The 23907-nt window shown below is 68.6% G+C and carries 19 protein-coding genes; 6 read left to right on the top strand and 13 right to left on the bottom strand.

Annotated elements, in window-relative coordinates:
* Positions 1–98 precede the first annotated feature (98 nt).
* The 4 genes from EV643_RS41555 to EV643_RS41540 form a co-directional block, all read right to left on the bottom strand.
* A complete protein-coding gene (locus EV643_RS41555; RefSeq protein ID WP_133805740.1) occupies positions 99–599 on the bottom strand; it encodes a hypothetical protein in 501 nt (166 codons plus the stop codon).
* A gap of 106 nt (positions 600–705) precedes the next feature.
* Positions 706–2376, bottom strand: coding sequence for an amidase (locus EV643_RS41550; protein ID WP_133805739.1), 1671 nt, complete (start codon positions 2374–2376; stop codon positions 706–708).
* Complete coding sequence (locus tag EV643_RS41545) at positions 2373–2672, bottom strand: hypothetical protein (RefSeq protein WP_133805738.1); 300 nt, start codon at positions 2670–2672, stop codon at positions 2373–2375. Before EV643_RS41545 ends, EV643_RS41550 begins: the two co-directional genes overlap by 4 nt.
* Before the next feature lie 148 nt (positions 2673–2820).
* Complete coding sequence (locus tag EV643_RS41540; protein WP_133805737.1) at positions 2821–5376, bottom strand: MXAN_6230/SCO0854 family RING domain-containing protein; 2556 nt, start codon at positions 5374–5376, stop codon at positions 2821–2823.
* A gap of 452 nt (positions 5377–5828) precedes the next feature.
* Here EV643_RS41540 and EV643_RS41535 point away from each other — a divergent pair, with 452 nt between their 5' ends.
* On the top strand, positions 5829–7055 hold the full coding sequence (locus EV643_RS41535) for an MFS transporter (protein ID WP_238166171.1): 1227 nt from the start codon (positions 5829–5831) through the stop codon (positions 7053–7055).
* A 105-nt stretch (positions 7056–7160) separates the two neighbouring features.
* Here the strand turns inward: EV643_RS41535 and EV643_RS41530 are convergent, their stop codons facing one another.
* Positions 7161–7334, bottom strand: a complete 174-nt coding sequence (locus EV643_RS41530; protein ID WP_133805735.1) for a DEAD/DEAH box helicase — start codon at positions 7332–7334, stop codon at positions 7161–7163.
* A gap of 121 nt (positions 7335–7455) precedes the next feature.
* On the opposite strand from EV643_RS41530, the gene EV643_RS41525 reads away from it, so the two are divergent.
* Entirely contained in the window at positions 7456–8784 is a 1329-nt protein-coding gene (locus tag EV643_RS41525) for a GGDEF domain-containing protein (protein WP_133805734.1), read from the top strand.
* An 85-nt stretch (positions 8785–8869) separates the two neighbouring features.
* On the opposite strand, the gene EV643_RS41520 is transcribed toward EV643_RS41525, so the two are convergent.
* Together EV643_RS41520 and EV643_RS41515 are read right to left on the bottom strand one after the other, a co-directional pair.
* On the bottom strand, positions 8870–9223 hold the full coding sequence (locus EV643_RS41520; protein ID WP_133805733.1) for a hypothetical protein: 354 nt from the start codon (positions 9221–9223) through the stop codon (positions 8870–8872).
* 36 nt (positions 9224–9259) lie between these two features.
* Positions 9260–10234: a zinc-binding dehydrogenase gene (locus tag EV643_RS41515; protein ID WP_133805732.1), complete on the bottom strand. Its 975-nt coding sequence runs from the start codon at positions 10232–10234 to the stop codon at positions 9260–9262.
* A gap of 810 nt (positions 10235–11044) precedes the next feature.
* On the opposite strand from EV643_RS41515, the gene EV643_RS41510 reads away from it, so the two are divergent.
* Both EV643_RS41510 and EV643_RS41505 read left to right on the top strand, forming a co-directional pair.
* Positions 11045–14074, top strand: coding sequence for an SNF2-related protein (locus EV643_RS41510; RefSeq protein ID WP_305000430.1), 3030 nt, complete (start codon positions 11045–11047; stop codon positions 14072–14074).
* Between the two features lie 37 nt (positions 14075–14111).
* Positions 14112–15362 carry an SWIM zinc finger family protein gene (locus EV643_RS41505; protein ID WP_238166170.1) on the top strand — a complete coding sequence of 417 codons (1251 nt, stop codon included), beginning with the start codon at positions 14112–14114 and terminating at the stop codon, positions 15360–15362.
* Here EV643_RS41505 and EV643_RS41500 read toward each other — a convergent pair.
* The 3 genes from EV643_RS41500 to EV643_RS41490 all read right to left on the bottom strand — a co-directional run bounded on the left by EV643_RS41500 (position 15359) and on the right by EV643_RS41490 (position 17997).
* Positions 15359–15712 (bottom strand): iron chaperone, encoded by a 354-nt coding sequence (locus tag EV643_RS41500; RefSeq protein WP_133805731.1) that lies wholly within the window; start codon positions 15710–15712, stop codon positions 15359–15361. The two genes, EV643_RS41505 and EV643_RS41500, sit on opposite strands and share 4 nt — an antisense overlap.
* A gap of 322 nt (positions 15713–16034) precedes the next feature.
* The gene (locus EV643_RS41495; RefSeq protein WP_238166169.1) at positions 16035–17012 is read right to left on the bottom strand and encodes a GDSL-type esterase/lipase family protein; all 978 of its coding nucleotides are present in this window, start codon (positions 17010–17012) and stop codon (positions 16035–16037) included.
* A gap of 214 nt (positions 17013–17226) precedes the next feature.
* Positions 17227–17997 (bottom strand): TrmH family RNA methyltransferase, encoded by a 771-nt coding sequence (locus tag EV643_RS41490; RefSeq protein WP_238166168.1) that lies wholly within the window; start codon positions 17995–17997, stop codon positions 17227–17229.
* A gap of 257 nt (positions 17998–18254) precedes the next feature.
* On the opposite strand from EV643_RS41490, the gene EV643_RS41485 reads away from it, so the two are divergent.
* Together EV643_RS41485 and EV643_RS41480 are read left to right on the top strand one after the other, a co-directional pair.
* A complete protein-coding gene (locus EV643_RS41485) occupies positions 18255–19232 on the top strand; it encodes an ATP-binding cassette domain-containing protein (protein ID WP_202870024.1) in 978 nt (325 codons plus the stop codon).
* Positions 19229–20053 carry an ABC transporter permease gene (locus EV643_RS41480; protein WP_133805727.1) on the top strand — a complete coding sequence of 275 codons (825 nt, stop codon included), beginning with the start codon at positions 19229–19231 and terminating at the stop codon, positions 20051–20053. The genes EV643_RS41485 and EV643_RS41480 overlap by 4 nt, the downstream gene beginning before the upstream one ends.
* Here the strand turns inward: EV643_RS41480 and EV643_RS41475 are convergent.
* The 3 genes from EV643_RS41475 to EV643_RS41465 are packed head-to-tail and all read right to left on the bottom strand — an operon-like array spanning position 20043 to position 23886.
* The gene (locus EV643_RS41475) at positions 20043–22151 is read right to left on the bottom strand and encodes an alpha-galactosidase (protein ID WP_133805726.1); all 2109 of its coding nucleotides are present in this window, start codon (positions 22149–22151) and stop codon (positions 20043–20045) included. The two genes, EV643_RS41480 and EV643_RS41475, sit on opposite strands and share 11 nt — an antisense overlap.
* Positions 22148–22972 carry a carbohydrate ABC transporter permease gene (locus tag EV643_RS41470; protein ID WP_202870023.1) on the bottom strand — a complete coding sequence of 275 codons (825 nt, stop codon included), beginning with the start codon at positions 22970–22972 and terminating at the stop codon, positions 22148–22150. Before EV643_RS41470 ends, EV643_RS41475 begins: the two co-directional genes overlap by 4 nt.
* Positions 22969–23886, bottom strand: coding sequence for a carbohydrate ABC transporter permease (locus tag EV643_RS41465; RefSeq protein WP_133805725.1), 918 nt, complete (start codon positions 23884–23886; stop codon positions 22969–22971). The genes EV643_RS41470 and EV643_RS41465 overlap by 4 nt, the downstream gene beginning before the upstream one ends.
* Between the last annotated feature and the right edge of the window lie 21 nt (positions 23887–23907).

Below are 23907 nucleotides of genomic sequence, written 5' to 3'. Positions count from 1 at the left end.
CCGATCGACCCGCTCCACACCCTGCATGCCAAAACCCTCTCAGCACGCACAGCAGACACCGCGACGACACGCGGATTATTCAGCGGCCTCCTAGCCGGTCAGGCGTCGTGTTCGAGGATTCTCAGGTGGGGGACCTTGAGTTGTGTCTTGGCGCGTCTGGCCCAGTCGTTGCAGACGAAGGCGGCGGCCGTTTCCGGCCAGGCGACCACGACGACCTCGTCGGCGTCCGTGGTCCTGACCATGGTCTTCAGCGCGAGTAGCACCTCACCGTGGGTGATCGACACGCTCACCTGATCATCGCTGGCCGCGCGCAACCGGCGCGAACTTCGCTCGATCACCGAGACCAGGTCGAACTGCGGGTCTGCCAGCGCGGTCGCCGTCGTCGTCCGGGCCGAAGCGGTACTCGCGGACAGGCCGGCGACGTCCGCGAAACTCGAACCCAGCAAGGCCATCGGCCCGGCGAGTCCCTCGGTCGGATGGCTGGACACGAGGAGGTGGTAGGCCACCGGTTCCTCGTTCCTAGCGTGCAGGGCGGCGACCCGGTCCGCGTCGCCCTCGCTCATCTCGCGCTCGATGAGCACCACCACGTCGTACGTCATTCGTGGCTCCCTTCGCCGTCACTTTCCTTTGTACTCCGCTCCCGCGCCGCTGTGGCCACCGAACCGCGCCTCTGTAACTGGAATGTCAAACTCCACGACGAACTGCTCACTGCATCAAGTCTGGAATCTCCTCGGCAGTAAGGCGACCGCGGTCCTCGGCGCGAGCAGCTCGGAGTGCGGTGACCGGATCCGCGGGACGGCGGTGGTGCCAGTCGGTCACGGCCTGGTACGCCGCTGCGACCGCGAGCAGGCGGTCCTCGCCGAAGGGTTTGCCGCCGAGAATCGTGCCGATCGGGACACCACTGCTGGTGAAACCGATCGGCAGCGCGAGTTCGGGCAGCCCGATCGCGTCGAACGGGGTCGGGCTGGTCTGGACGACGACATCGCACTGCTCGAACAGGTCGTCCAGCACGCGTTGCAGCAGCAGAACCTTCGCGCGCTGACCGATCAGGAACTCGTTCGCACCGAGCAGGGCACCCTGCAACCAACCCGTCACCGAGACTCCGAATCCGCGAAGATCCGTGCGCAGCATCGGGAGGAACGGCTCGCTCCGTTCGGGCAGGCGGACGTTGTTGAACGCCGTGTTGGTCAACACGTCCCACTCGTCGGGCAGGGAGACGTCGACGACCTGCAGATCCTCGATGTCGTCGAGCACGTTCAGCGCCGTACGCCGGGCCGCGGCCGTCTCCGTCGTACCGGCGGTGTAGCCGGGGATCACGCCGATCCGGGTACGCCAGCGAGCCTTGACCCGGCGTTCCCGGTACGCCGGGGACGCGGCGGTGACGAGATCCGGGACCGGCGGAAGACCCTGGGTCCGCGGGTCGTTCGGGTCCTCACCGGCCATCGCGGTGAGCATGATCGCGGCGTCCATCGCGTCCCGGGCCAGCGGTCCGGGGTGGTCGCGGGTGTAGCTGAGCGGGACGATGCCGTAGAGGGAGACGCGGCCCATCGTCGGCTTGAGACCGGTGAGGTTCTGGGCGTTCGAGGGCGCGGTGATCGAGCCTCCGGTCTGGGTCCCGGTGCTGGAGGTCGCCATCCTCGACGCGACCGCCGTCGCCGAACCGGACGAAGAACCACCCGGGTCGGTCGACGGATCGGCCGGGGTCCAGGCGTTGACGGTGGTGATCCGTCCGTCCGGAGTGGTCGCGCGGGTGGTTGCGAGGGGTCCCATCTGCGTCTTCCCGAGGACGATCGCGCCGGCCGCGGTGAGGCGTCGTACGGCGGTTGCGTCGAAGGGTGGCTCGAACTTCTGGAACAGGTACGAGTTCGCTGTCGTGGGGATGCCGCGGGTGTAGTAGTTGTCCTTGATCGCAAGGGGGATGCCGTACAGGGGGCCGGTGGGTTTGCGGCGGCCGAGTTCGCGGGCGCGGGCGAGTGCCTGGTCGGTGAGGACGAGGTTGAACGCCTGGTACGTCGCGTCGTACGCGCTGATCCGTTCGAGGTATGCCTCGACGAGTTGGTCGGGCTTGAGCTTGCCCGTGCGGATCAGGGTCGCGGCCTCGGCGATCGTCAGCTCAGTCGGATCGGCGAGGGCTTCCGGTCTGACTGGGGTGTCGATCGTGGGGGCTGTCGTGGTGATCGGCTGGGCTGCGTATCCGACGGATGGGAGGGCGAGCGTGCCGACGGTGGTCGCCGCGGCGAGGGCGCTTGCCCGGTAGAGGAACGAGCGCCGGTCGACGCGGGTATCCATCGGGCCGTCCGCCTGCTCTTCGGTCGTCGGCCGGTTCGTGGTCGGCTGCTTCGTGGTTCGCTGCCGGTTCAGCTCGCCGGCGCTCATCGGGTCTGCCGGGTGATGTCGATGGACGGATAGAGCGCGGGGGCGGCGACTTGCTGGGCGAGGGCTTGCAGGTCGTCTGCGGGGCCGGTGGTGGCGACCTGGTACGCGCCGAGCGGGAGGATCGTGCTGCGGACGAAACCGCGCAGACTGGCGAGCGCGGTGTCGCGCCCGGGGCTGCCGGTTTCGGGGTCAGGGGTGCTGCCTTCGGGCAACTGGTCGAGATCGATCCCGATCGCGGCCAGCCGGGCGCGGATCATCACATCCAGTTCGGCGTCCGTCGGTTGAGTGGGGCTCACTGGGGCTCCTCCGGGTTTGTGGCGGCAAACTCAGAGCCCTTTCTGTCACATCCTGTATACCGCCACATTTCCCTGACATCGCAACGAAGTTACGTCCCAGCCGGAGCACTGACCGCTCTCCCGATCGGCGGTATACAACTGCCCCGGTCTACGGGGTGGTGAGGCGGGCCCGGGTGTCGGGGGTGAACGGGGCGAGGAGATGTGGCGCGGCCAGGAGGCGGTGGGTGGTGGGGTCGAGCAGATGCGGGTGGAGGGCGTAGATGTCTGCGCCTGCTCGAGGTTCGAGGTCGGCGGGGGTGAGGACGGCGAGGAAGTCGGCTTTGTGGGCGGCCTCGAGGTCCCAGGTGCGGTCGGGTTCGAGGCGGGCGGTGAGGCGGCGGGCGAAGGTGGTGAGGTCTTCGGCCGGGTCGCGGAGATAGCCGACGACCGAGCCGTCGGCGCAGCGGACGGCGACTTCGTCCGAGCGGGCGGCGGCGTGCCAGCAGCACAGCTCCCAGAGGCTGACCCGGTCGCCGGCGCCGTGGACCTCTTCCAGAGCCGCGGCCATCAGGGCAACCTGGCCGCCCATCCGGACGATGCTGGGGCTGTATCCGGCGAGGTTGAGGTTGACGTCGTACCAGCGGAGCTCGCGGTTGTGGAGGTCGATCCCGAAGGGCAGCAGGATCTTGGCGGGACCGGTCAGGTCGAATCGGTCCTCCACCGCCGCCGGGTCGAACAGTCCGGTCGGCTGCCGCATAACGCCCATGAAGCCGCGTTCGAGCTGGTCGAACGGCATATCGTTGTAGCTGAAGACGACCGGCAACAAGTACCGCCCGCCGACCCGCCGGACCGCGCGCAGGTCGACGTCGACGTACTCGGTCGCGCCCTCCGGACCAGGTGCGGAGGTGAGGTTCCCCGAGTGAACCAGTCCGTCCTGGTCGAACCGCAGCCGCGTCTGGTCACACAGCCCGATGAACCTCCACTCGTGGTCCAGCACCATCACCGACAGGTCGAGGTCGATCCGCTGCCCGGCCGGTTCGACCCAATGCAGGAACAACCGCAGCTCGTCGTCCAACGGGATCGGCTGCGAGCTCCCCCGCGTCATCCGCAGCAACGTCCCGGACGCGTCCCGCTCCGATCCGGGCGCCGCCAACCGGGCCAGTTCCTCATCCAGGAAGGCCCGCCGGTACCGCGGCAAGGCAGTTGCCCTGCGCAACATCTCACTGACCAGTACGCCGGACAGCGCGCTCGCCAGCTCGGTCGGGAGGGGCTCGCGTTCGTCGACCGTGGTCCAGATCCGCGTCGTCCCACCGCGCGGGAAGAACAACCGGAGATCCCCCGGTGGCGTCCGGAGCTGACCAAGCGCCGCCGTCAGCACAGCAGGCGACACGTCCGACACCGCCGTCCCAACCGCTTCGACCAGCAGTCCATGTGAATCCGGCGGCAGCACTCGCGCCAGTTGGACCAGCCGACGCAACAACCCCCCCGGCCGCTGCCGCAACAGATCGAGCGCCAACTCCGTCCGCCCGGACGCCAGCGCGCCCTCGACCCGACTCGCGAACGTCACGACCACCAGCCGCCCGTCCTCGACCCGGACCAGCGGATGCCGCGCCGCCTCGCTCAACACAGCAAGGCCGGCCGGACTCTGCCCATCCAGTCGCGTCCGCCGAATCACCGCGAACGCCAACGCCGCGACCGGATACTCGCGCGCGAACTCGAACGGATGCAGCACTTCCGCCATCCGCTTCCACGCCCGCCCGTGCCGCTGCATGTCCTCCACGAGCCCTTCGACCGGCATCCGATCCAACCGAGCCAGCACAGTACGACGGATCACGCGCGCCACCGACGTACGGCGTACTGGTGGGGTCCGGAGACCGGGGTCACCGTTCATCAGGAGATAGAGGAGACGCAGTACGTCGGTCGCGGTGTCGAGCAGTTCGTCGACGAGCGTCGGATACCGCGACATCAGGGCGGCCACGACCACGGCACGGCTCTCGTGGACGGGGATCAGGTCGGGCAACCAGGACGGATCCGCATCGGCCAGCAGGACCTGCAGATCCGTGCGATCGACCACCGAAAGCGGGGAACGGCGGCCCAGCAGGTCATCGACGATCGCGCGATCACTCGACGTTGGCGCGAGCGCGAGCAGCCGCAACCGCTCCGCGTCACCCCGGCCCGTAGCCTCGTCAAACCCCGGCTCCAGGAACGGGTCGTCCGGGGAGATCCGGCGCAGGCAGAGCGGGCAGGCGCTGTAGTCGGAACCGTCCCAGCAGGAACGGCAGACCAGATGCGCACAAGGCGACACCGCATGCACCGTGTCGACCTTGCCGCACAGCACGCAGGGCTGCTCCCGCTCCTGCAGAAGTCGCGCGAACACACGGTCGACGTAGAAGTTCTCGGTGTTGCCGGGGACGCTCTCAGGGAAGCCACGGAACAGCGGCACGTGCCCGGCATCCCGGCCCGACTCCGCGTCGATCAGGGCGAGCAGATTGGTCCCGAAACCCGTCAGCGCCAGCGGATTGAGGCCGGAGCAGTACCGGTAGAGCGGGGCGGACAGGAGGAAGCCGCGCTGGATCAGGTCGGCCTGCAACGCGCCGAGCCCGGCCTGGGTGGTGAGCGGGCGCTTCAGCCACTGCCAGGCCGATCGGCGGACCGGCGGGGTGATGCGCGCGGCGTCGACCAGTCGTCGGCGGCGCAGCAACACCTCGGCGAGCGCGTCAGGCATCGGGTCCTCCCGGGCGGTGCGGACACTGCGGTGCGAACAGGGCGGTGCGAAGACAGGACACAGATGCCAGGGACGGAGAGCGAACGCGCTACATGGCCTGGTGAAGGAGAAGGAAGCACGTCCAGGAGCCGTCCCTGGCAAACAGCACGCTACCGGCAACCACCGACAGTTTCCGCATGGGAGCAACTGGGGGTCGACTTCCGGGGCAAAAGAAAGCTCCGGTACCAGGGTCGGGGCCGCCCCGCCCAGACCCCGGTACCAGAGGATTCCAGAGTAGAGCCGTCAGGCAAATCAGGAGACACCGGGCCCACCAGTTGGCACTGATTTGCCGCGATCAAACCCTTGAACCACAAGGGATGCGAGCCAGATCACCCGAAGGGTTCCCCCAGTCGTCACAGGCGGCATGTGTCAGAGCACGGAATGTGGTTAAGGTCTTCGGTATGGAGGGTGGGGTGATCGAGCGTGCCCGCTGGCGGGATGTCTTCAGGCACGCGGAGTTCCGGGCGTTGTTCGTCGCCGGTGTGCTGTCCGTCGCGGGCGACCAGCTGGCGCGCATCGCCCTGTCCGTACTGGTCTTCGAGCGCACCGCGTCCGCCGGGCTGACCGCACTCACCTATGCCCTGACCTACATCCCGGATCTGCTCTTCGGGCCGTTGCTCGCCGGGTTCGCCGACCGGTATCCGCGCCGCCAGGTCATGATCGTGTCCGACCTCGCGCGCGCCGTACTGGTCGCGCTGATGGCGATCGAGGCGCTGCCGCTGTGGCTGGTGATCCTGTTGCTGCTCGGTCTGCAGGCGTTCGGCTCGCCGTTCAACGCGGCGCGGGCGGCGACCCTGCCGGTGGTACTGCCAGGTGACCACTACGTGCTGGGCAAAGCCGCGAACGACATGGTCGTCCAGTTCAGCCAGGTGCTGGGCTTCGGGGCCGGCGGTGTCGTCGTGGTCGCGGTCGGTACGTCCGGCGGACTGCTGCTCGACTCCGCGACGTTCCTGGTTTCTGCCGCGCTCATCGCAGTCGGCGTCCAGCGCCGCCCCGCACCCACCGCGGAGCAGGACGCGACCGAGCCGAAGAACGGCTACTTCAAGGACCTCGCCGCCGGTCTGTCACTGGTGAGCCGTACGCCGAGTCTGCGGGCGCTGGTGGCGCTCGCGGCGATCGCCGGGTTCTACGTGACCGTCGAAGGGCTCGCCATCCCCTACGCGGACGAGATCGGCGGCGGGCCCGAAGCGGCCGGTCTGCTGCTGGCGGCGAGCCCGGCCGGCGCCGTGATCGGGATGTGGCTGATCACCCTGCTGCCGCCGGAGCGGCGGATGCGCCTGATCGGGCCGCTCGCGGTCGCCGCCTGCGTACCGCTGGTGTTCTGCGTTCTGCAGCCCGGTCTGCTGCCGACGGTCGCGCTGTGGGCGCTGTCCGGATTGGCCTCGGCGTACCACCTGCCGACCAGCGCCGCCTTCGTTCAGGCAGTGCCGGATCATCAACGTGGCCAAGCCTTCGGCGTGGCCAGTACCGCCCTGAAGAGCAGTCAGGGCCTCGGCATCCTCGTCGCCGGCCTGGTCGCCGACCAGACCTCGCCGTCACTGGCGCTGGCCGTGGTCGGTGGCGCCGGTGTGCTCGCGGCCCTGGCGGCGGGCGCCGCTTGGACTCGCGCCCGCCGAACCAGGACGGATGCCGCGACGTGAAATCGACTTCAGCGGGGTCGCCGGAGATTCAGGGAAATACCTCCGGACGACTTCGTAAGAAGCCGGTTAAGAATTTTCCGCGATCAGTGGGAGATCAGCGGGAGATCACCACTCGTTACCGTCGGTGAACCATTCGTTACCGGATCCACCCGGCCGCCGGAACCACTCGTTGCCACCGTCGGTGAACCACTCGTTCCCGCCTCGGAACCACTCGTTTCCGCCGGTGAACCACTCGTTGCCGCCGCGGAACCACTCGTTGCCGGTGCTCTTGTTGGACATGGTGCTGATCCTCTCGTCGCCATCACTTCGTTTGGAATAACTCGGCCCTGGGGATGACCTCGTGTGAACAGGCAGTTACTATTCAGCAATAACCGCTCAGGTCTATCTGTGTGAGGCCACCATGATTCTGATCGGTCGGAGCAATTGGGTGCCACCCCGCCAATGGAAGCTCTGGTCGTTGCCACGCCCGGCACTGAGCTACGTGCTCGGTGTCGATGCTGTCGCACTCGCGATCACCGCCCTGGCTGTGGCCTCGACGACCTTCGGCGACCGCCCCGGTATCCGCCCGACCGAGTGGGTGGCCTTCGCGGTGCTCGCGGTCGCTTCGGTGCTTCACCTGGAGTCTGCCCGCGGAATCGAGCGCCGACGCGAGATGGCGGCGAACACTTCGCCGTACACGAACCTGAAGAGCCTGTGGGTGTTCGCCGGGCTGCTGTTGCTGCCGCTGTCGCTGGTGGTCGCGCTGGTGGCGATCTCGTACGGGTACTCCTGGATCCGCGTCTACGGGCGGACCATCGCGCACCGCAAGATCTTCTCGGCCGCCACGTTCATCCTGGCCAGCGCCGCCGCGGCCGCCGTACTACGGGCCGGCGGTCTGCTCACCGAACCGCGGGTGCCGACCGGACCGTGGTCCCTGATGATCGTGGTGGCCGCCGCGGCGACCTGGTGGCTGGTGAACTTCGCGCTGGTGATCGGCGCGATCCTGCTCAGCTCTCCGGATGCGACCGCTCGCGGCGCGCTCGGCGATCTGGCGGACCAGGTGGTCGTGATCGCCGGTCTCGGGCTCGGCGTCGCGGTCGGGGCCCTGCAGGCGTCGTACCCATGGGTGGTCCCGATCCTGATGGTGACCGTGCTCTGCCTGCACCGGGACCTGTTGCTTCCCCAGTTCCAGCGGGCTGCGGGGACCGACTCGAAGACCGGGCTCGCGACCTCGTCGTACTGGGCCAACGCGGTGCCGGCGGAACTCGCCCGCGCCGAGGCGCTGCGCAGTACGGTCGGGCTGCTGATGCTCGACCTGGACAAGTTCAAGGAGATCAACGACACCTACGGTCATCCGGCCGGCGACCGGGCGCTCAAGGCGGTCGGCGAGACCGTCCGCGCCGAGGTGCGGCAGGGCGACCTGGTCGCGCGGGTCGGCGGCGACGAGCTCGCCGTGCTGTTGCCGGGAGCTTCCGAGCGTGAAGTGCTGGAGGTCGCGGAGCGGATCCGGGACAAGCTCAGCGCGCTGACCGTGACGGTGGACACGCAGACCACCAACACCGCGGTGATCACGGGAGTGCCGGCCTCGTTCGGGGCGGCGGTCTACCCGGATGTCGCGGGGACGATGGATCAGCTCGTGCTTGCCGCGGACAACGCCCTGCTGACCGCCAAGCGAGCGGGGCGGAACACGATCGTCTCCGCGCGGCCCAACCCGCCACTGGACCGCGCCGAAACCCCGATCGAGAACTGATCCACTGCCGCCGGCCGCGACAGCGCAGGACTGTTCAGACGTAGAGCGCGCCCGAGCCTGTCCGGGCGCGCTCTTGTCGTTCGGCTCAGGCGTGCTCGCCGTCGAGCAGCTTGTGCAACTCGACGACTGCCTTCGTGATGTCGTCGTAGTCCTGCTGGGCCGCGCGTGACTCGGCGCTGATCACACCGCACCGGTGCACCCGGCAGAAGTCGCCGTACGGGAACTTGTAGTGGCCCTTGGTCTTCTCGTCCATGTCGGTGTCGATGCCGAGGTACCACTGCGCGTAGTCGTTCCAGCCATGCTTGTCCAGGTAGGAGTTCTCCTCGTCCGCGGTCGGGGCGTGCTCACTCCAGTCGTCCCTTTCGTCGAGGGCCGTCTGACTCTTCTGGATCAAGCTCTTGGCGTGCTGGAAGGCCTGCTTGTTCAGCTTGACGGTCATGTCGAACCACCTCCGGCCTCCCGGTGGAGGGCGCGATCAGCTAACCCGGATCAGGGCCTTGCCGAGGAGTTCGCGGTTCTCGATCGCGCGGTGGGCGTCGGCGAGTTGCTCAAGGGGGAAGATCCGGTCCACTACCGGGATCAGGTCGCCCTTGAGCGCGCGGGCGATCACGGCGTCGCCGGAGACAGTCGCCGTACGGGTGTCGGCCCGCAGATCCACGATGCCCTTGACGGTGATCCCGCGCCGCCGGGCGTCGTCCTCGTCGTACTCCGCGAAGCCGCCGCTCGCGGCGCCGTGGGCGGAGAACCAGCCGTTGTCCTTCACGACGCCGAACGCGGTCGCGCCGAGCTTCCCGCCCGCGCCCTCGAACACCACGTCCACACCGCGACCGTTTGTTGCCTCCAGCACCGATTTCTCCCAGCCCGGCTCGGAGTAGTCGACGACCACGTCGGCGCCCTGTGCCTTGACCAGGTCGAGCTTGGCCTGACCGCGCGCCGCGCCGATCACGTGCGCGCCTGCCCGGTGCGCCAGCTGGACCAGGAGGATGCCCATGCCGCCCGCGGCCGCGGTGACCAGGACGTCCTTGCCGGTGAGGTCCGGGGCTAGTTCCTCCAGCATGAGCGCAGTGAAGCCGTCGCCGAATACCGCGACCGCCGTTTCGAGGTTGAGGTCTGCTGGTATGACGATCAGTTGGTCGGCGACCGCGACGGCCCGCTCGGCGTGCGCGCCGAACCCCTTGCTGTGGCCGATGACGGTCTTGCCCTCGAGATCTGGGTCCACGCCTTCGCCGACGGTACGGACGACACCGCCGAGGGCGTTGCCGGGAACGTACGGCGGCTGGACGTCGAAGAACCCGCCGTGCTGGCCGTGCCGGATCGCGGTCTCGACGAAGATCAGATCGGTCAACCGGACGTCGACGATCACCTCACCCTTTCCGGCCTGCGGTTCAGGCCAGTCCTGGATGTCGATCACGTCCGGTCCGCCGAACTCGGTCACCACTGCTGCTCGCATATCTGTTCCACTCCGTCTTCGGGGTTCACTGCTACCCGACCGAGGATGCAACCTCAACCTGACTTCAGGTCAAGCCGACCCGGGCACGTCCGAAGCCGAGCGTCTACCGCCGAGCGTCTACGCCGAGCGTCTGCCGCCGAGGTGCTCGGGGCCGGGGGTGCTGGGGGCCGAGGTTTGCTCGGCGTTCGGGGCGGGTTTCTGCCCCTTCTGAGGCAAAACCCCGCCCCGGTCACCACGAAAACCCTCCCCGGACCCGGCCGACGCGCCCGCGGTCGACCTTGGGCACCGGCCAGTCACGTTTCGCCCTCGACAACGCCCGCCGTGTGCCCAAAGTGCGTCCCACGGCCCGACCCCCAACCGCCCACCCGGGCATCACCACGGGGCCGGCATCACCACGGGGCCGGCGTCACCACGGGGCCCGGTCACCGCGGAGCTGGTCACCACGGGGCCGGCTTCACCACGGGCCGGTCACCGCGACAACCCTCCCCGGACCCGGCCGACGCGCCGCAGTCGACCTTGGGCACCGGCCAGTCACCTTTCGCCCTCGACAACGCCCGCCGGGTGCCCAAAGTGCGTCCCGCGGCCCGAACCCCAACCGCCCACCCGGGCATCACCACGGGACCGGCGTCACCCACCGGGCCGGCGGGGACCTTGAACAACATCGCGGGACTGTGGACAGCCACACGACTTGTCCCAGGTCCCGGCGACCTGTTCAGGGCCCCGACATCAGCTCGGCTGACTGAGCGGCGTGGCGTTGGGGCTGTGGATAGCGCGGGGCGTTTGTCGGTTGGGCCGCGTAATCTGCGGTGGGTGGTTGACGTCGTGTTCTTGCCAGCTGACCCGCCGCGGGCGGGGCGGTTGGCGCTGTATGGCGACCTGACGGCGGCGGGGCTGACCTTGCCGGCTGGGGTGGACGAGAAGGTGGAGCTGGTCCTGCCGCGTGGAGATCAGGTACGCCGGGTCGCCGTGCCGGCCCGGTTGCTCGGGATGGAGCAGGCGCTCGAGTTCCTGACGCAGGCTGATCCGTCGGGGTGGGCGGGTGATTCCGCAGATGGGCGCACCTGGGTGGAGGGCGACTCGGCAGGGCGGCAGGCGTCGGCGAACGGCGACTCGGCAGGGCGGCAGGCGTCGGCGAACGGCGACTCGGCGAGGCAACCGGCGTCGGTGCAGAGCGGCGCGGCGGCGCGGCCGGCGTCGGTGCAGAGCGGCGCGGCGGCGCGGCCGGCGTCGGCCCATGGCGGCTCGCGGAGTTGGGGAGTGTGGCGAGCGGCGGCTTGGGCTGGGGTTGGGTTGATTGCTCGGGGACGGGTGGTGCCGGATGTGAGTCCGGCGGGGTATGGGGCCTGGCGGGTGGCGCCGTTGGATACGGCGGATCGTGGGTGGTTGAAGAACCTGGTCGCGGCGATGCCCGCGCAGTCGTATGCGGTTCCGCTGGAGGGGTCCCGGCCGTTGCGGTTGGTGGATCCGGAGCAACTGGTGCGCGCGTTCTGGGATGCGTTGGCGGACACGTTGGTCCGGACGCGGGCGGCCTCGTTCGCAGTACGGGCTGGGGCTGAGCTGTTTGGGGAGGTCGAGCCGCGGGAGTTGACCGGTTCGACGGAGTGGTTGAGCGAGACGGCGTTGGCCGAGGAGGCCGGGGCGCGACTGGTGCTGCGGATCGAGCCCCCCGAGGACGAGGACGAGTTCCGGGCCGTCTTGCAGCTGCGGAGTGGGGCCGATCCGAGTCTGCTGGTGGATGTGGCCGACATGTGGAGCGCGCCGGCCGCAGTACTGGCTGCCCTTGGCGAGCGGGCGGAGACCGATCTGCTGCTCGCGTTGCGACGGGGTGCGCGGGTGTGGCCGCCGCTGTCGGCTGCGTTGCGAGATGCGGCGCCGGCTGAGGTGGTGGTTGGGGACGAGGCGTTGGACGAACTGGCGGGCGACGGTACGGCGCTGGAGGGGGCCGGGATCGAGGTGTTGTGGCCGGCCGAGCTCTTCGCGGGTGAGTTGGCCGTCCGCAGCTCGGTGCAGGCGACGCCGACGCCGGGTGCGGTGACGGGGCCGGACTTCCGGTTGTCGGAGCTGCTGGCGTTCCGATGGCGGCCGACGCTGGATGGTTCGGAGCTGACCGAGGAGGAGGTCGCGGCGCTGGCGGAGGCGAAGCGGCCGATGATCCGGATGCGCGGCCGTTGGGTGCGGATCGACCAGGACCTGGTTCGCAAGCTGCGCCGCGGTGGGACCCGCAAACTCACCGGCGCGGAAGCCCTTGGGGCCGCCTTGACCGGGACCATCGACGTGGACGGCGAGCTCGTACCGTTCGATCCCGGCGGACCGTTGCAGACCTTGCTTCACCGCCTGCGGTCGGCCGAGGAGCCCGCTCCGCTGGCCGAGCCCGTGGGACTACGCGCCACCTTGCGCGACTACCAACGCCGAGGCGTCGCGTGGATGGCCCATCTCGCCGACCTGGGTCTCGGCGGCTGCCTGGCGGACGACATGGGCCTCGGCAAGACCATCCAGGTGATCGCACTGCATCTGCATCTCTCCGGGCGCGGGCGAGGGCCAACGATCGTGGTGTGCCCGTCGACGTTGCTCGGCACGTGGGAGCGGGAGTTGGCGCGCTTCGCGCCCGACGTGGCGGTGCGGCGGTATCACGGGGTGGGGCGGACGTTGAGTGACTTGGCGGCCGACGAGGTGGTGCTGACGACGTACGGGGTGGTTCGGCAGGATCACCGGATACTGAGCGAGGTGTCCTGGGGGCTGGCCGTCGCGGATGAGGCGCAGCATGCGAAGAACCCGTTGTCGCGAACGGCGCGATCGCTCCGGACGTTGCCTGCGGCAACCAGGTTGGCGTTGACCGGTACGCCGGTGGAGAACCGGTTGTCGGAGCTGTGGTCGATCCTGGACTGGTCCGCCCCGGGTCTGCTCGGCACCCTCGATCGCTTCCGCCACGACGTCGCCGTACCGGTGGAGCGGTATCACGACGAGGAGGCGACGGCTCGGCTGGCGCGGGTGACCCGGCCGTTCCTGTTGCGCCGGCGGAAGAGCGACCCGGGGATCGCGCCCGAGCTGCCGCAGAAGTCCGAGCACGACGTCGTCGTACCGCTGACCGTCGAGCAAGCCACCCTCTACCAGGCGGTCACGCGCGAGAGCCTGGCGAAGATCGAGGCGGCGGAGGGAATCGCGCGGCGTGGGCTCGTGCTCAGTTTGCTCACCCAGTTGAAGCAGGTGTGCAACCACCCGGCGCATTTCCTGCACGAACCAGGACCACTCCACCGCCGGTCCGGCAAGCTCGCGGCGCTGGACGAGCTGCTCGACGTGATCCTCGCGGAAGGGGAGTCGGTGCTGATCTTCAGCCAGTACGTCGAGATGTGCCGGCTGATCGAGTCCCATTTGGCGGCTCGGCAGGTCCGGACGTTGTTCCTGCACGGCGGGATCGGGGTGCGCAAGCGGGAGCAACTGGTCGAGCAGTTCCAGTCGGGTCAGGCGCAGGTGTTCCTCCTGTCGCTCAAGGCCGGTGGTGTCGGTCTCACGTTGACGAAAGCGACTCACGTCGTCCACTACGACCGTTGGTGGAATCCGGCGGTTGAGGATCAGGCGACGGACCGCGCGTACCGGATCGGGCAGGACCGGCCGGTACAGGTTCATCGCCTCGTCACCGAGAACACGCTGGAGGACCGGATCGCGACGGTGATCGAGGCCAAGCGCAATCTGGCGGACGCCGTAGTCGGATCCGGCGAGGCCTGGCTGAGCGAACTCTCGGACGCCGACCTGGCCGAACTCGTTGAGCTGTCGACGACGCCGGCCAAGTCGGGCGCCGCGAGTGCCTACAACCCATCGGCCGTCGGGAAGGCCAGCTCATGAGCACCTCAAACGCCTGTTCCACGGTGGGGTGGTTCTTGTGAGTCCGGATGAGGGGCCGTGGTGGAGGCGGCGCCAGGAGAACGCGGGATTGCCGGCTGCGAAGGGGGCCGGGGCCCGGCGGGCGTTCGGAGCTACGTGGTGGGGTAAGGCGTGGGTGGAGGCGTTGGAGCATCGGGCGCGCCTCGATCCGGGTCGGCTCGCGCGAGGGCGTTCGTATGCGCGGCGCGGGAGTGTTCTGGAGCTGACCGTCGGACCGGGCAAGGTGCAGGCGATCGTGCAAGGTAGCCGGGTCCTGCCGTATGAGGTGTCGGTGGGGATTCGCGCGTTCTCGGATGGCGAGTGGGACGCGGTGCTGAAGGTGGTGTCGGCGCAGATCGGGCGGGTGGCCGCGTTGCTCGATGGGGAACTGCCGCCTGAGGTGGTCGACGATGTTCAGGCCGCGGGGTTGGAGTTGCTGCCGGCGGCGGGTGAGATCCGGACGGCGTGCAACTGCCCGGACTTCGCGGTGCCGTGCAAGCATTCGGCGGCGGTTTGCTACTTGATCGCGGAAGCGCTGGATGAGGATCCGTTCGCGTTGCTGCTGTTGCGGGGGCGGCTACGGGACGAGTTGCTGGCGGCCTTGCGGTCTCGGCGGTCGGCGGCTGGGGAACCACGATCGTCTGAGGCTGCTGCTGGGTTGAAGGCTCGGCCGGTCGGCGTACCGGCTCGGGCGGCGTTTGCTAGCGGAGTACAGGGAGTTGTGCCGGTGCCGCCGCGGCCGCTCGGGCAGGCGGGGGTCCCGACGGCGGTGTTGGTGTTGGAGCCGCCGCGTTCGTCGGGGATCGAGGGGCGGGACCTGGTCGCGCTGGCGACGGATGCGGCGCGCCGGGCGTGGGAGCTGGCCACCGGTGATGGGGACGGCGGGTTGGGGTTGACGGTTGAGCAGGATCTTGCTCGGCGGGCGGCCGGGGTACTGGGGACGAGTGCGCTCGCGGACCTGGCGCATCGGGCCGGGGTATCCGCCCGGCGGCTGACCGGCTGGGCGATCGCGTGGCGCGAGGGCGGCCCAGGTGGGCTGGCGGTTGCCACGTCCGACCCTGAATCGGTGCCCGAGACGGCGCTGATGGAGGAGGGGGTTGCGGCGTTGGGTGCGGGGGCGCGGGTGGAGGGGAATCGGGTGACGGCCGAGCGGAGGCAGCTGCGGCTGGGGGCGGACGGGTTGTGGTACCTGTTCACCGAGCAGTTCAACGACTGGATGCTGAGCGGTCCGCCGTCGCCGGATCCGGCCGAGCTACTGGACAGGCCCTAGGCCCTTGAGTCGAGGAACGCTTGGGCGACGCGGGCGATCAGGTCGTACGGGATCGGCTGCTTGAGGGGGAACTTGAGGGTTCCCTTGCCCGCTTGGTACTGCTCGAGCTCGGCCGCGAGAGGGTCGTCGACGGGTGGGATCGGGTAGACGGAGATGTGCTCCTTCCAGGCGCTGAAGTAGAGCAGCGCCTTGCCGTCGAGGGTGATCGTCGGGATCTGGTAGCTGATCTTCTCCCCCGCTCCCGGCACCACGTCATGCAGCCGGCGGCGGATCTCCTGCAGGACCTCCTGCACGTCCGCCGGGAACGATCCGATGTACTCGTCCACGCTCGTGAACTTCACCTCCGCCATCCCCACATCGTGCCCGCCGTCCCCCGACGCGGCAATCACCTGGCCGGCTCGGGTCTGCGGACCGCCAGCCCATCACAATCACCACGTCGCCGAGGTGTTGAGCGTGCCCCGGGCTGGAAACAGGACCGATTGATGGCCTGGCGGTCCGCATTCCCAGCCAAGGTGACGCGGGGACGGCGACTCTGGGCACGAGGCAGGCACCGCAGCGGCGAAACCGCGCCTGGCGGGTGCCCAAGGTGCGGTTTGGACGCCGAAGCTGGAGGGCCGGGGCAGCGCGGAGCTTGCAGCGGGTGCGACGTTCGGAGTTCGGGGCCCGTGCCGGTCAGCGGCGGGTGAGGGTGGTTAGGCGTTCCAGCGCCGGGATCAAGTTGCCGGCGAGTTTGGCGTGGCCGTCGGTCGAGGGGTGGAGGCCGTCGGTGCAGTCGGCGGGGGTGATCCAGCCGGCGGTGGAGACGTAGTGGAGGTTCGGGTCGTCGGTGGACTTGACGGCGGTCTCGATCTCGGTCGCGTGCTTGCCGTTGAAGGGGCTCAGGGCAACGATCGTGGACGACCGGTACGCCGTACGGACGCGGGTCAGGTAGTCGGCGTACTCCGCGGTGCTGAGGGATTCGTCGTTGACGCCGAGGTTGATGATGACGACGTCGGGGTCGGCGATGCGGTCGACCTTGGAGCCGGCGTAGTTCCAGCCGAACGACTCCAGGCCGCCCGGAACCTGGCCGTTGCCGGGGCGCACGATGCCTTGGCGGCCGAAGCCGACCTGGTACGACGTGGCGCCGAAGGCCCGCGCGGTCAGGTAGGCGTACGAACGAGTGCCGTCCGCGCCCGACGAACCCGGGTCGGCGCTGACCGCCCGGACGCCCTGCGTGATCGAGTCGCCGTAGAACTCCAGCCGGGGGCCGCCGGGTTGAGCGCCGAGCCGGAGCGTCGTGGTCGCGTCGAGGACCAGGCCGGCGAAGACGACCGCGGACTCGAACGGCGGGTTCCAGCGGTTGACGTGTTCGTTGACGTCCTTCACCACGATCTCGACGGTGTGCCGGCCGTCCTCGGCGGTGAGCTCGAGCACGGGCCGGTCGATCAACCACAGCTCGGGCTCGGCGTCGTCCACCGATACCCACAGATGCGGGGCGACCGTCAGCCCGTCGGCGTCGAAGAGCACCTGTACGCCGGTACCGCTGAAGCCGAACGAGATCCGCGACCCGGAGTTGACCGTGATCGCCAACCCCGGCTCCGTCCCCCACTGCCCTTCGAGCAGGACCCGCGGATCCCCCGGCGCAACAACCTCACCCGGCACAAACGCCACCACAAACTCCCTCCTCCTACACACGACCCCCCATTCTCCCCACCCACCCACCACGCGACCCGCCCAGGCTCCACTTTGAGCACCGCTTAGCCGCCCCGTCCGTAAATGGACAGCCGGTGCCCAAAGTCGACCACGGTGACGGGCGGGTCGAGGCGAGGCGGGGCTGGGCGGGGTGAGCGGATCGGGCGAGGCGAGGGGCGGGTCGGGTCGGGGGCTACCAACCGTCTTTGCGGGCTCGCGCCTCGAACAGGAGGATCCCGGCGGAGAGGGCGACGTTGAGGGAGTCGGCCTGACCGAGCATGGGGATCGACACGGCGCCGAATCCCTCCCGGTGCCAGGCCTTGGCGAGCCCACCTCCTTCCGATCCGACCACGAAGGCCGTCGGCCTCCCCCGGTACGCCGGTACGCGGTAGCTGCCCGTTGCCGCCGGGTCGGCCAGCAACACCTCGAATCCGTGCGCCCGCAACCAGTCGGCCGCCGTCGCGATCTCGTCGAACTCCAGTACCGGCGTGGTCAGCACCAGCCCCCGGCTCGCGGCGTACACGGCCGGATGACTCCGCCGGGCCCGGCGACTGGTGAGCACAAGGCAGGCGGCGCGCGCCGCGTCGACCGTGCGGATCAAGGTGCCGAGGTTGCCGGCGTACTCGACACCGTCGGCGACCAGGACGAGTGACGAATCACCGAACCGGAACCCGTCGGCCGGCCAGACCGGCAACCGGACGATCGAGATCAACCCGTCCGGCCGGCCCTTCCGGGTCAACCTGGCGAGCAGCTTCTCGGAGATCCGGTACACCTCGCTTGCGCACGCGGCCACCCGAGCCGCGCGATCCGCAGTACCGGCTGTATCAGTCCCGCTTGCTTCGGGGCAGTAGAAGAAGACGTCAGGGTCGATCGCGCTGGTGAGGAGCTGGTCGTGTTCCCACGCTCCTTCGACCATGATGCGACCGGGCGCCGCATCCTTACGTACAGTCAGTAAGTCGCGCACGCGGGGATGCTGGGCGCCGATCGGGCGCGCATCGAGACGTGACGGGGCCATGGGTGAACTCCGGAAGGAAGGGATGCCGAAGGAGGCCGGGGGCTACCGGCCTGCCGATGATCGGAGTGCGGTCCGCAGACGGACCGCACTACCCGAGGCGTCTCTCCATGGTTCGGATGGTAGGCAGCACCATCCGGTCGCGTCATTCGATTTTCGGCCGAAAACTCATCCGTGAATTGTCCATGCGACCGTCTAGCGTGGGGCGCATGCCTACTGTTGCGGTTGAAGCGATAGATCTGGTGAAGGTGTTCGGCACGAATCGTGCCGTGGACGGGGTGAGTTTCGTCGTCCCTGAAGGATCCGTGCTGGGCCTGCTCGGCCCGAACGGCGCGGGCAAGACAACGACCGTGCGGATGCTGACCACGCTCAGCGTGCCGACCAGCGGCACCGGCCGGGTCGCCGGGCACGACGTGATCAAGGAACCCGCGGCGGTCCGGCGGAGCATGGGTCTGACCGGCCAGTCCGCCACCATCGACGAACTGCTGACCGGCCGGGAGAACATCCGGCTGATCGGCCGCCTCTACGGTTTGCCGACCAAGTATCTGAACAAGCTGTCCGACGAGTTGCTCGAGCGGTTCCTGCTGACGGACGCCGCCGACCGGGTGGCGAAGACCTACTCGGGCGGGATGCGGCGACGGCTCGACCTCGCCGTCAGCCTGGTCGCGTCGCCACCGGTGTTGTTCCTCGACGAACCGACCACCGGGCTCGACCCCCGCAGCCGCGCGGACCTCTGGGACGTGCTGCGCGGCCTGGTCAAGGACGGCACCACCCTGCTGCTGACGACGCAATATCTGGAGGAGGCCGACCACCTGGCCGACGAGATCGTGGTGATCGACAAGGGCAAGGTGATCGCGGCCGGGACGCCGACCCAGCTCAAGGACGAGGCCGGCCGGGCCAGCGTGGTTGTTACGGTCTCCTCGCTGGCCGATCTGCCCCGCGCCGCGGAGCTGCTGCGGCAACACTCGTCCGAGGTCCATGTCGAGGACATGAGCCGGCGACTCACCGCTCCCGCGGCCGGCCTGGCCGACATGACCCGGATCGCGGCCGTCTTCACCGACAGCGGGATCGAGATCGACGACCTCGGCCTGAAACGACCGAGTCTGGACGACGTCTTCCTGCACCTGACCGGCCACCGCGCCGAGGAGATCGACGAGACGAAGACCGAGCAGGAGGCTGTGCGATGACCGCGACCGTGATGAGGCCACCGATCCACCACCGCAGCCTGCTGCAGCAGTCGCTGACCGTCGTCTGGCGGAACCTGCTGCACATCCGCCGGATGCCGGAGATGTTGCTGGACGTGACGATCCAGCCGGTGATGTTCGTGCTGCTGTTCGCCTACGTGTTCGGCGGTTCGATCGACGTGCCCGGTTCGACATACCGGGAGTTTCTGCTCCCCGGCATCATGGCGCAGACCATGGTGTTCTCCTCCGCGATCGTCGCCCTCGGGCTCACCAGCGACCTGGAGAAGGGGATCGTCGACCGGCTGAAGTCGCTCCCGATCTCCCGATCGTCCGTCCTGGTCGGGCGGAGTCTGTCGAGCCTGATCCATTCCAGCATCGGCATCGTGGTGATGGGGATCACCGGCCTGCTGGTCGGCTGGCGGATCCGCGACGGCCTGGCCAACGCCGTGCTGGCCTACCTGGTCCTGTTGCTCTTCGGCTTCTCGATGATCTGGCTGGGCATCTGGGTCGGCTCGCTGATGCGCTCGGTGGAGGCGGTGAACGGGTTCATGTTCACCGTGATGTTCCCGCTCACCTTCGTCGCCAACACCTTCGCGCCGACGCAGGACATGCCCACCTGGCTGCGGGTCATCGCGGAGTGGAACCCGGTGTCGGCGTTGACCGCGGCATGCCGCGACCTGTGGGGCAACGGACTTCCCGCGCCGGCGGACGCCCAATGGCCGCTGCAGCACCCGGTGATCGCGTCGATCGGATGGTCGATCATCTTCACCGCCGTCTTCGCTCCGCTGGCATTGGCCGCCTTCCGTCGCCGCTCTAAGGACTGACCAGACGGATCAACTGGCTGGCGTAGTCGCCGGTGAGGGTTGGGGTGAGGCCGTGGGCCATCAGCGCCGCCCCGGACAGGGTGGTGCCGTCGTCGAAGCGGTAGGAGGCGGCAGGGTCGAGGCCCTGAAGCCGGATGGGACGTGGAGTGCTGTCGTACTGCTGTGCCTCTTGGTAGACCAGTACGACGGACTCCCGGCGATCGCGGGTCACGTATTGAACCGCTGAGGCACTACGCCCCGGCTCGCCAAGACGGTACTGCAGGCCGTGCTGCACGACAGGCCGGATTTGCTTGTACTGGTCAATCAATTCACGCGCCAGCTCGAGTTCCTCCGCGGTCCACTCGGTCAGGTCGCCACCGACCCCGAGTACGCCGGCCATCGCGACGCGGAAGCGGTACGTCAACGGGACCTGGCGTTTGTTGATGAAGGTCGGCAGATCCGTCACCCAGCAGGACATCGTCCGCGCGGGATAGACCTGGCTGAAACCGTGCTGGATGTACCGCCGGTCCAGCGCGTCGGTGTTGTCCGACGCCCAGAACTGATCGGTCCGCGCCATCATCCCGAGATCGACCCGGCCGCCACCACCCGAGCAAGCCTCAAAAGCTACCCCCGGGTGCTTCTCCCGGAGTGCGTCGATGATCGCGTAGACGGAGGTCACGTGGTCGAACCAGATCCGGCCCTGCCGGGACGGCTCGGCCGGCCAGCCGGTATCGGTGAAGGGCCGGTTCATGTCCCATTTCACGAACTGGATGTCATGAGCCGACAGCAACGCGTCGAGTTCACCGAGCACCCAGTGCGCGACGTCCAGCCGGGCAAGATTGAGGACCAACTGGTGCCGCATCAGCGCCGGCTCGCGTCCCTCGAAGTGGTAGACCCAATCCGGATGCGCGCGGTACAGGTCCGAGTCGGGGTTCACCATCTCGGGCTCGACCCAGAGGCCGAACCCCATCCCGAGGGCGTGGACCTTGGAGATCAACGGCTGCAACCCATTCGGGAAACGGTTCGGATTGACCGTCCAGTCGCCCAGACCGGTGCGGTCGTTGACGCGCTGACCGAACCACCCGTCGTCGAGGACGAACAACTCGCAGCCCAGGTCGGCCGCCTGGTTCGCGAGTTCGACCTGGCTCGCCTCGTCCACGTCGAAACCGGTCGCCTCCCACGAGTTGAACAGCACCGGCCGGGTCTCCCCCGAACGCGGCAACACGTGATCGAGGGCGAACGCGTGCCACGCGCGACTCGCAGTACCGAAGCCTCCGGTGCTGAACAGGCCCGAGCTCACCGGTGATTCGAGTTGCTCACCAGGCTCCAGAGGACGCGGGCCGAGGTCCTCGTAGCCCCAGCCGAACAGCACCTGTACGGGTTCGTCGAGTTCGCGTTGGGCGAGGAGCCGCCACGAACCACTCCAGTGCAACGCCGCGCTGTAGACCTCGCCGTGTTCCTCGGTCGCCGTCCCGTCGTCGATCGCGAACCACGGATTCGCGTGGTGGCTCGTGATCCCCCGCCGGCTCTCCAGCACGAAACGGCCCTCACTGAGCTCGGTCCGGCTCAGCCTCGTCTCGGCCGCCCATCGACCGGTGAGGTGAGACATCCGGTACTGCGCCTGCTCGGGCAGGACCCAGGCGGCCGAATCCAGCCGATGCACCTCGACCACATCACTGGGCGAGTCGTTCCGCACAGTGACCCATCGGTCGATCACGTCGGAGTCGTCGTACAGGCGATAGTGCAGGCCCACACTCACGTCTCGCTGCCGCAGGTCGAACCGCAGCTCCACGTGCCGATCGTCGTGCACCAGACATTCCGCGAACGACCATTCCGTACTACGGACGCCAGCGAACTCCAGCGACAACGCGGCCCGGCCGAACTGGAGTCGCCCGTCCAGCGGGTACTCCTCATGCCCGTTAGCCGCGGACCGGAAACTCGGCCACTCGTCGGCCAGGCGGGCCGCAGTACTGGTCGCCAGGTACGCCGCGTCGGCCGGCGTGATCCGCGGACCCCAGTAGGTGTGGATGGGGATGTCGTCGTCGGCACCGAGATAGGCAGAGTACGACGTGTTCGGGGTGGTCAGCAGCAGTACTCGGCCTTCGAAGGAGATCGTCACTTGACCGACCCCGCCGTCAGGCCGGCAACGAACTGCTTCTGCAGTGCGACGAAGAACAGCAGCACCGGCAACGAAGCCAGGAACGAGAACGCGTACAGCGTGCCGAAGTTGGTCGAGTACTCCCCCACGGACCGGTAGACGCCGACCGTGACCGTCGTACCGGACTCCGGGCCGAGCACCACCAACGGGGTGAGGAAGTCGTTCCAGACCCAGACGCCGAGGAAGATCATCACGCTGGCCGCGGCCGGCCGGAGCGTCGGGAACACCACCTGCCAGAACATCCGGAACCGGCTCGCGCCGTCGATGCTCGCGGCCTCCTCCATCTCCACCGGCACGGTGCCGATGAAGCCGGAGAAGACGAACACCCCGAACGGCAGGTAGTAGGCGACGTTCGCGCAGACCACGCCGGCGACCGAGTTCATCAGGCCGGCCGCGCCGAGCACCTGGGTGACCGGCTGCAGGATCACGGCCGGTGGGATCATCAGGCCGGCCAGCAACATCAGCAACGCCGGCCTGGTCCAGCGTGCCTTCGACCGGACCAGGTAGTGCGCGAGCATTGCCGAGAGCAACGTCAGCGCGAGCACCGAGAGCACGGTGATCTGGACGCTGTTCAGCAACGCCGACCAGTACAGACCGTCCTCGCGACCGAGTACGGCGCTGAAGTTCTCACCGGTCGGCGGCACCGGCAGACCGAGCGGCGACGACTGGATCTCCTCGGGCGGTTTGAGCATGCCCATCACGACGACGTACACCGGGAAGAAGAACACGGCAGCCAGGGCGATCGCGGCGATCGGCCGGACCACCTCGAAACGATCCCTCACAGGTGGACCTCCCGGCGCTGCAGCAGCCGCAGTACGACGCCGCTGAGCACGACGATGACGGCGAGCATGATGGTGGCCTCCGCCGCGGCGAACCCGATCCGGTCGCCGCGGACGCCCTTCTCGATCACGTCGAAGGCGATCGACGCGGTGGTGTTCCGGCCCGGACCGCCGTTGGTCAGCACCAGGATGTGCTCGTACACCTTGAAGCCGCTGATCAGCAGCATCACGGTGTTGATCGTCACCGCCGACGCGATCATCGGCCAGGTGACCGACCGGAACCGGCGCCACCAGCCCGCGCCGTCCACGATCGCCGCCTCGTACAGCTCCCGCGGTACGCCGTTCAGCCCGGCGAGGTAGACCACCACGCAGAACCCGAGCATCTGCCAGCAAATGATCCCGCTGATCGAGAACAACGCGATCCCCGGATCCGACAACCAGCCAGGGGCCGATTCCACCCCGGCGTCCGCGAGCACCCGGTTCAGCACGCCGTCCGGGCGGAGCACGCTCTGCCAGATGACGCTGACCACGATCCCACTGAGGATCACCGGGGTGAAGAAGACCGAGCGGAGCAACCGGTAGAGCCTGGTCTCACGATCCAGCAGCAGGGCGATCGCGAGGCCGAGGGCATTCGGCACGATCACCACGATGGCGGTCACCACGAAGGTGTTCTTCAGGACCAGCCAGAACTGGTCGTCCTGGAGCAGGTGGCTGAACTGGTCCAGCCCGACCCAACTGGTCTGTGGGTCGAACCGGTTCCGATCGGTGAACCCGAGGACCACGGTCCACCCGATCGGAACCAGCACCAGCACCCCGTACAGGAACAACCCGGGCAGGGCGAACCCGGAGAAGTCGCGGGCAGGCCGCAGGATCGACAGCCTCTCGCGGTTCCTTGGACGGCTCCTTGGCCGCAGCATCTGTTGCCTTTCTCGCTCTGA

The sequence above is a fragment of the Kribbella caucasensis genome, assembly GCF_004361855.1.
GTDB lineage: Bacteria > Actinomycetota > Actinomycetes > Propionibacteriales > Kribbellaceae > Kribbella > Kribbella caucasensis.
The sequence above is the reverse complement of the archived record's forward strand: the minus strand, read 5'-3'. Positions and strand labels throughout refer to the sequence as shown.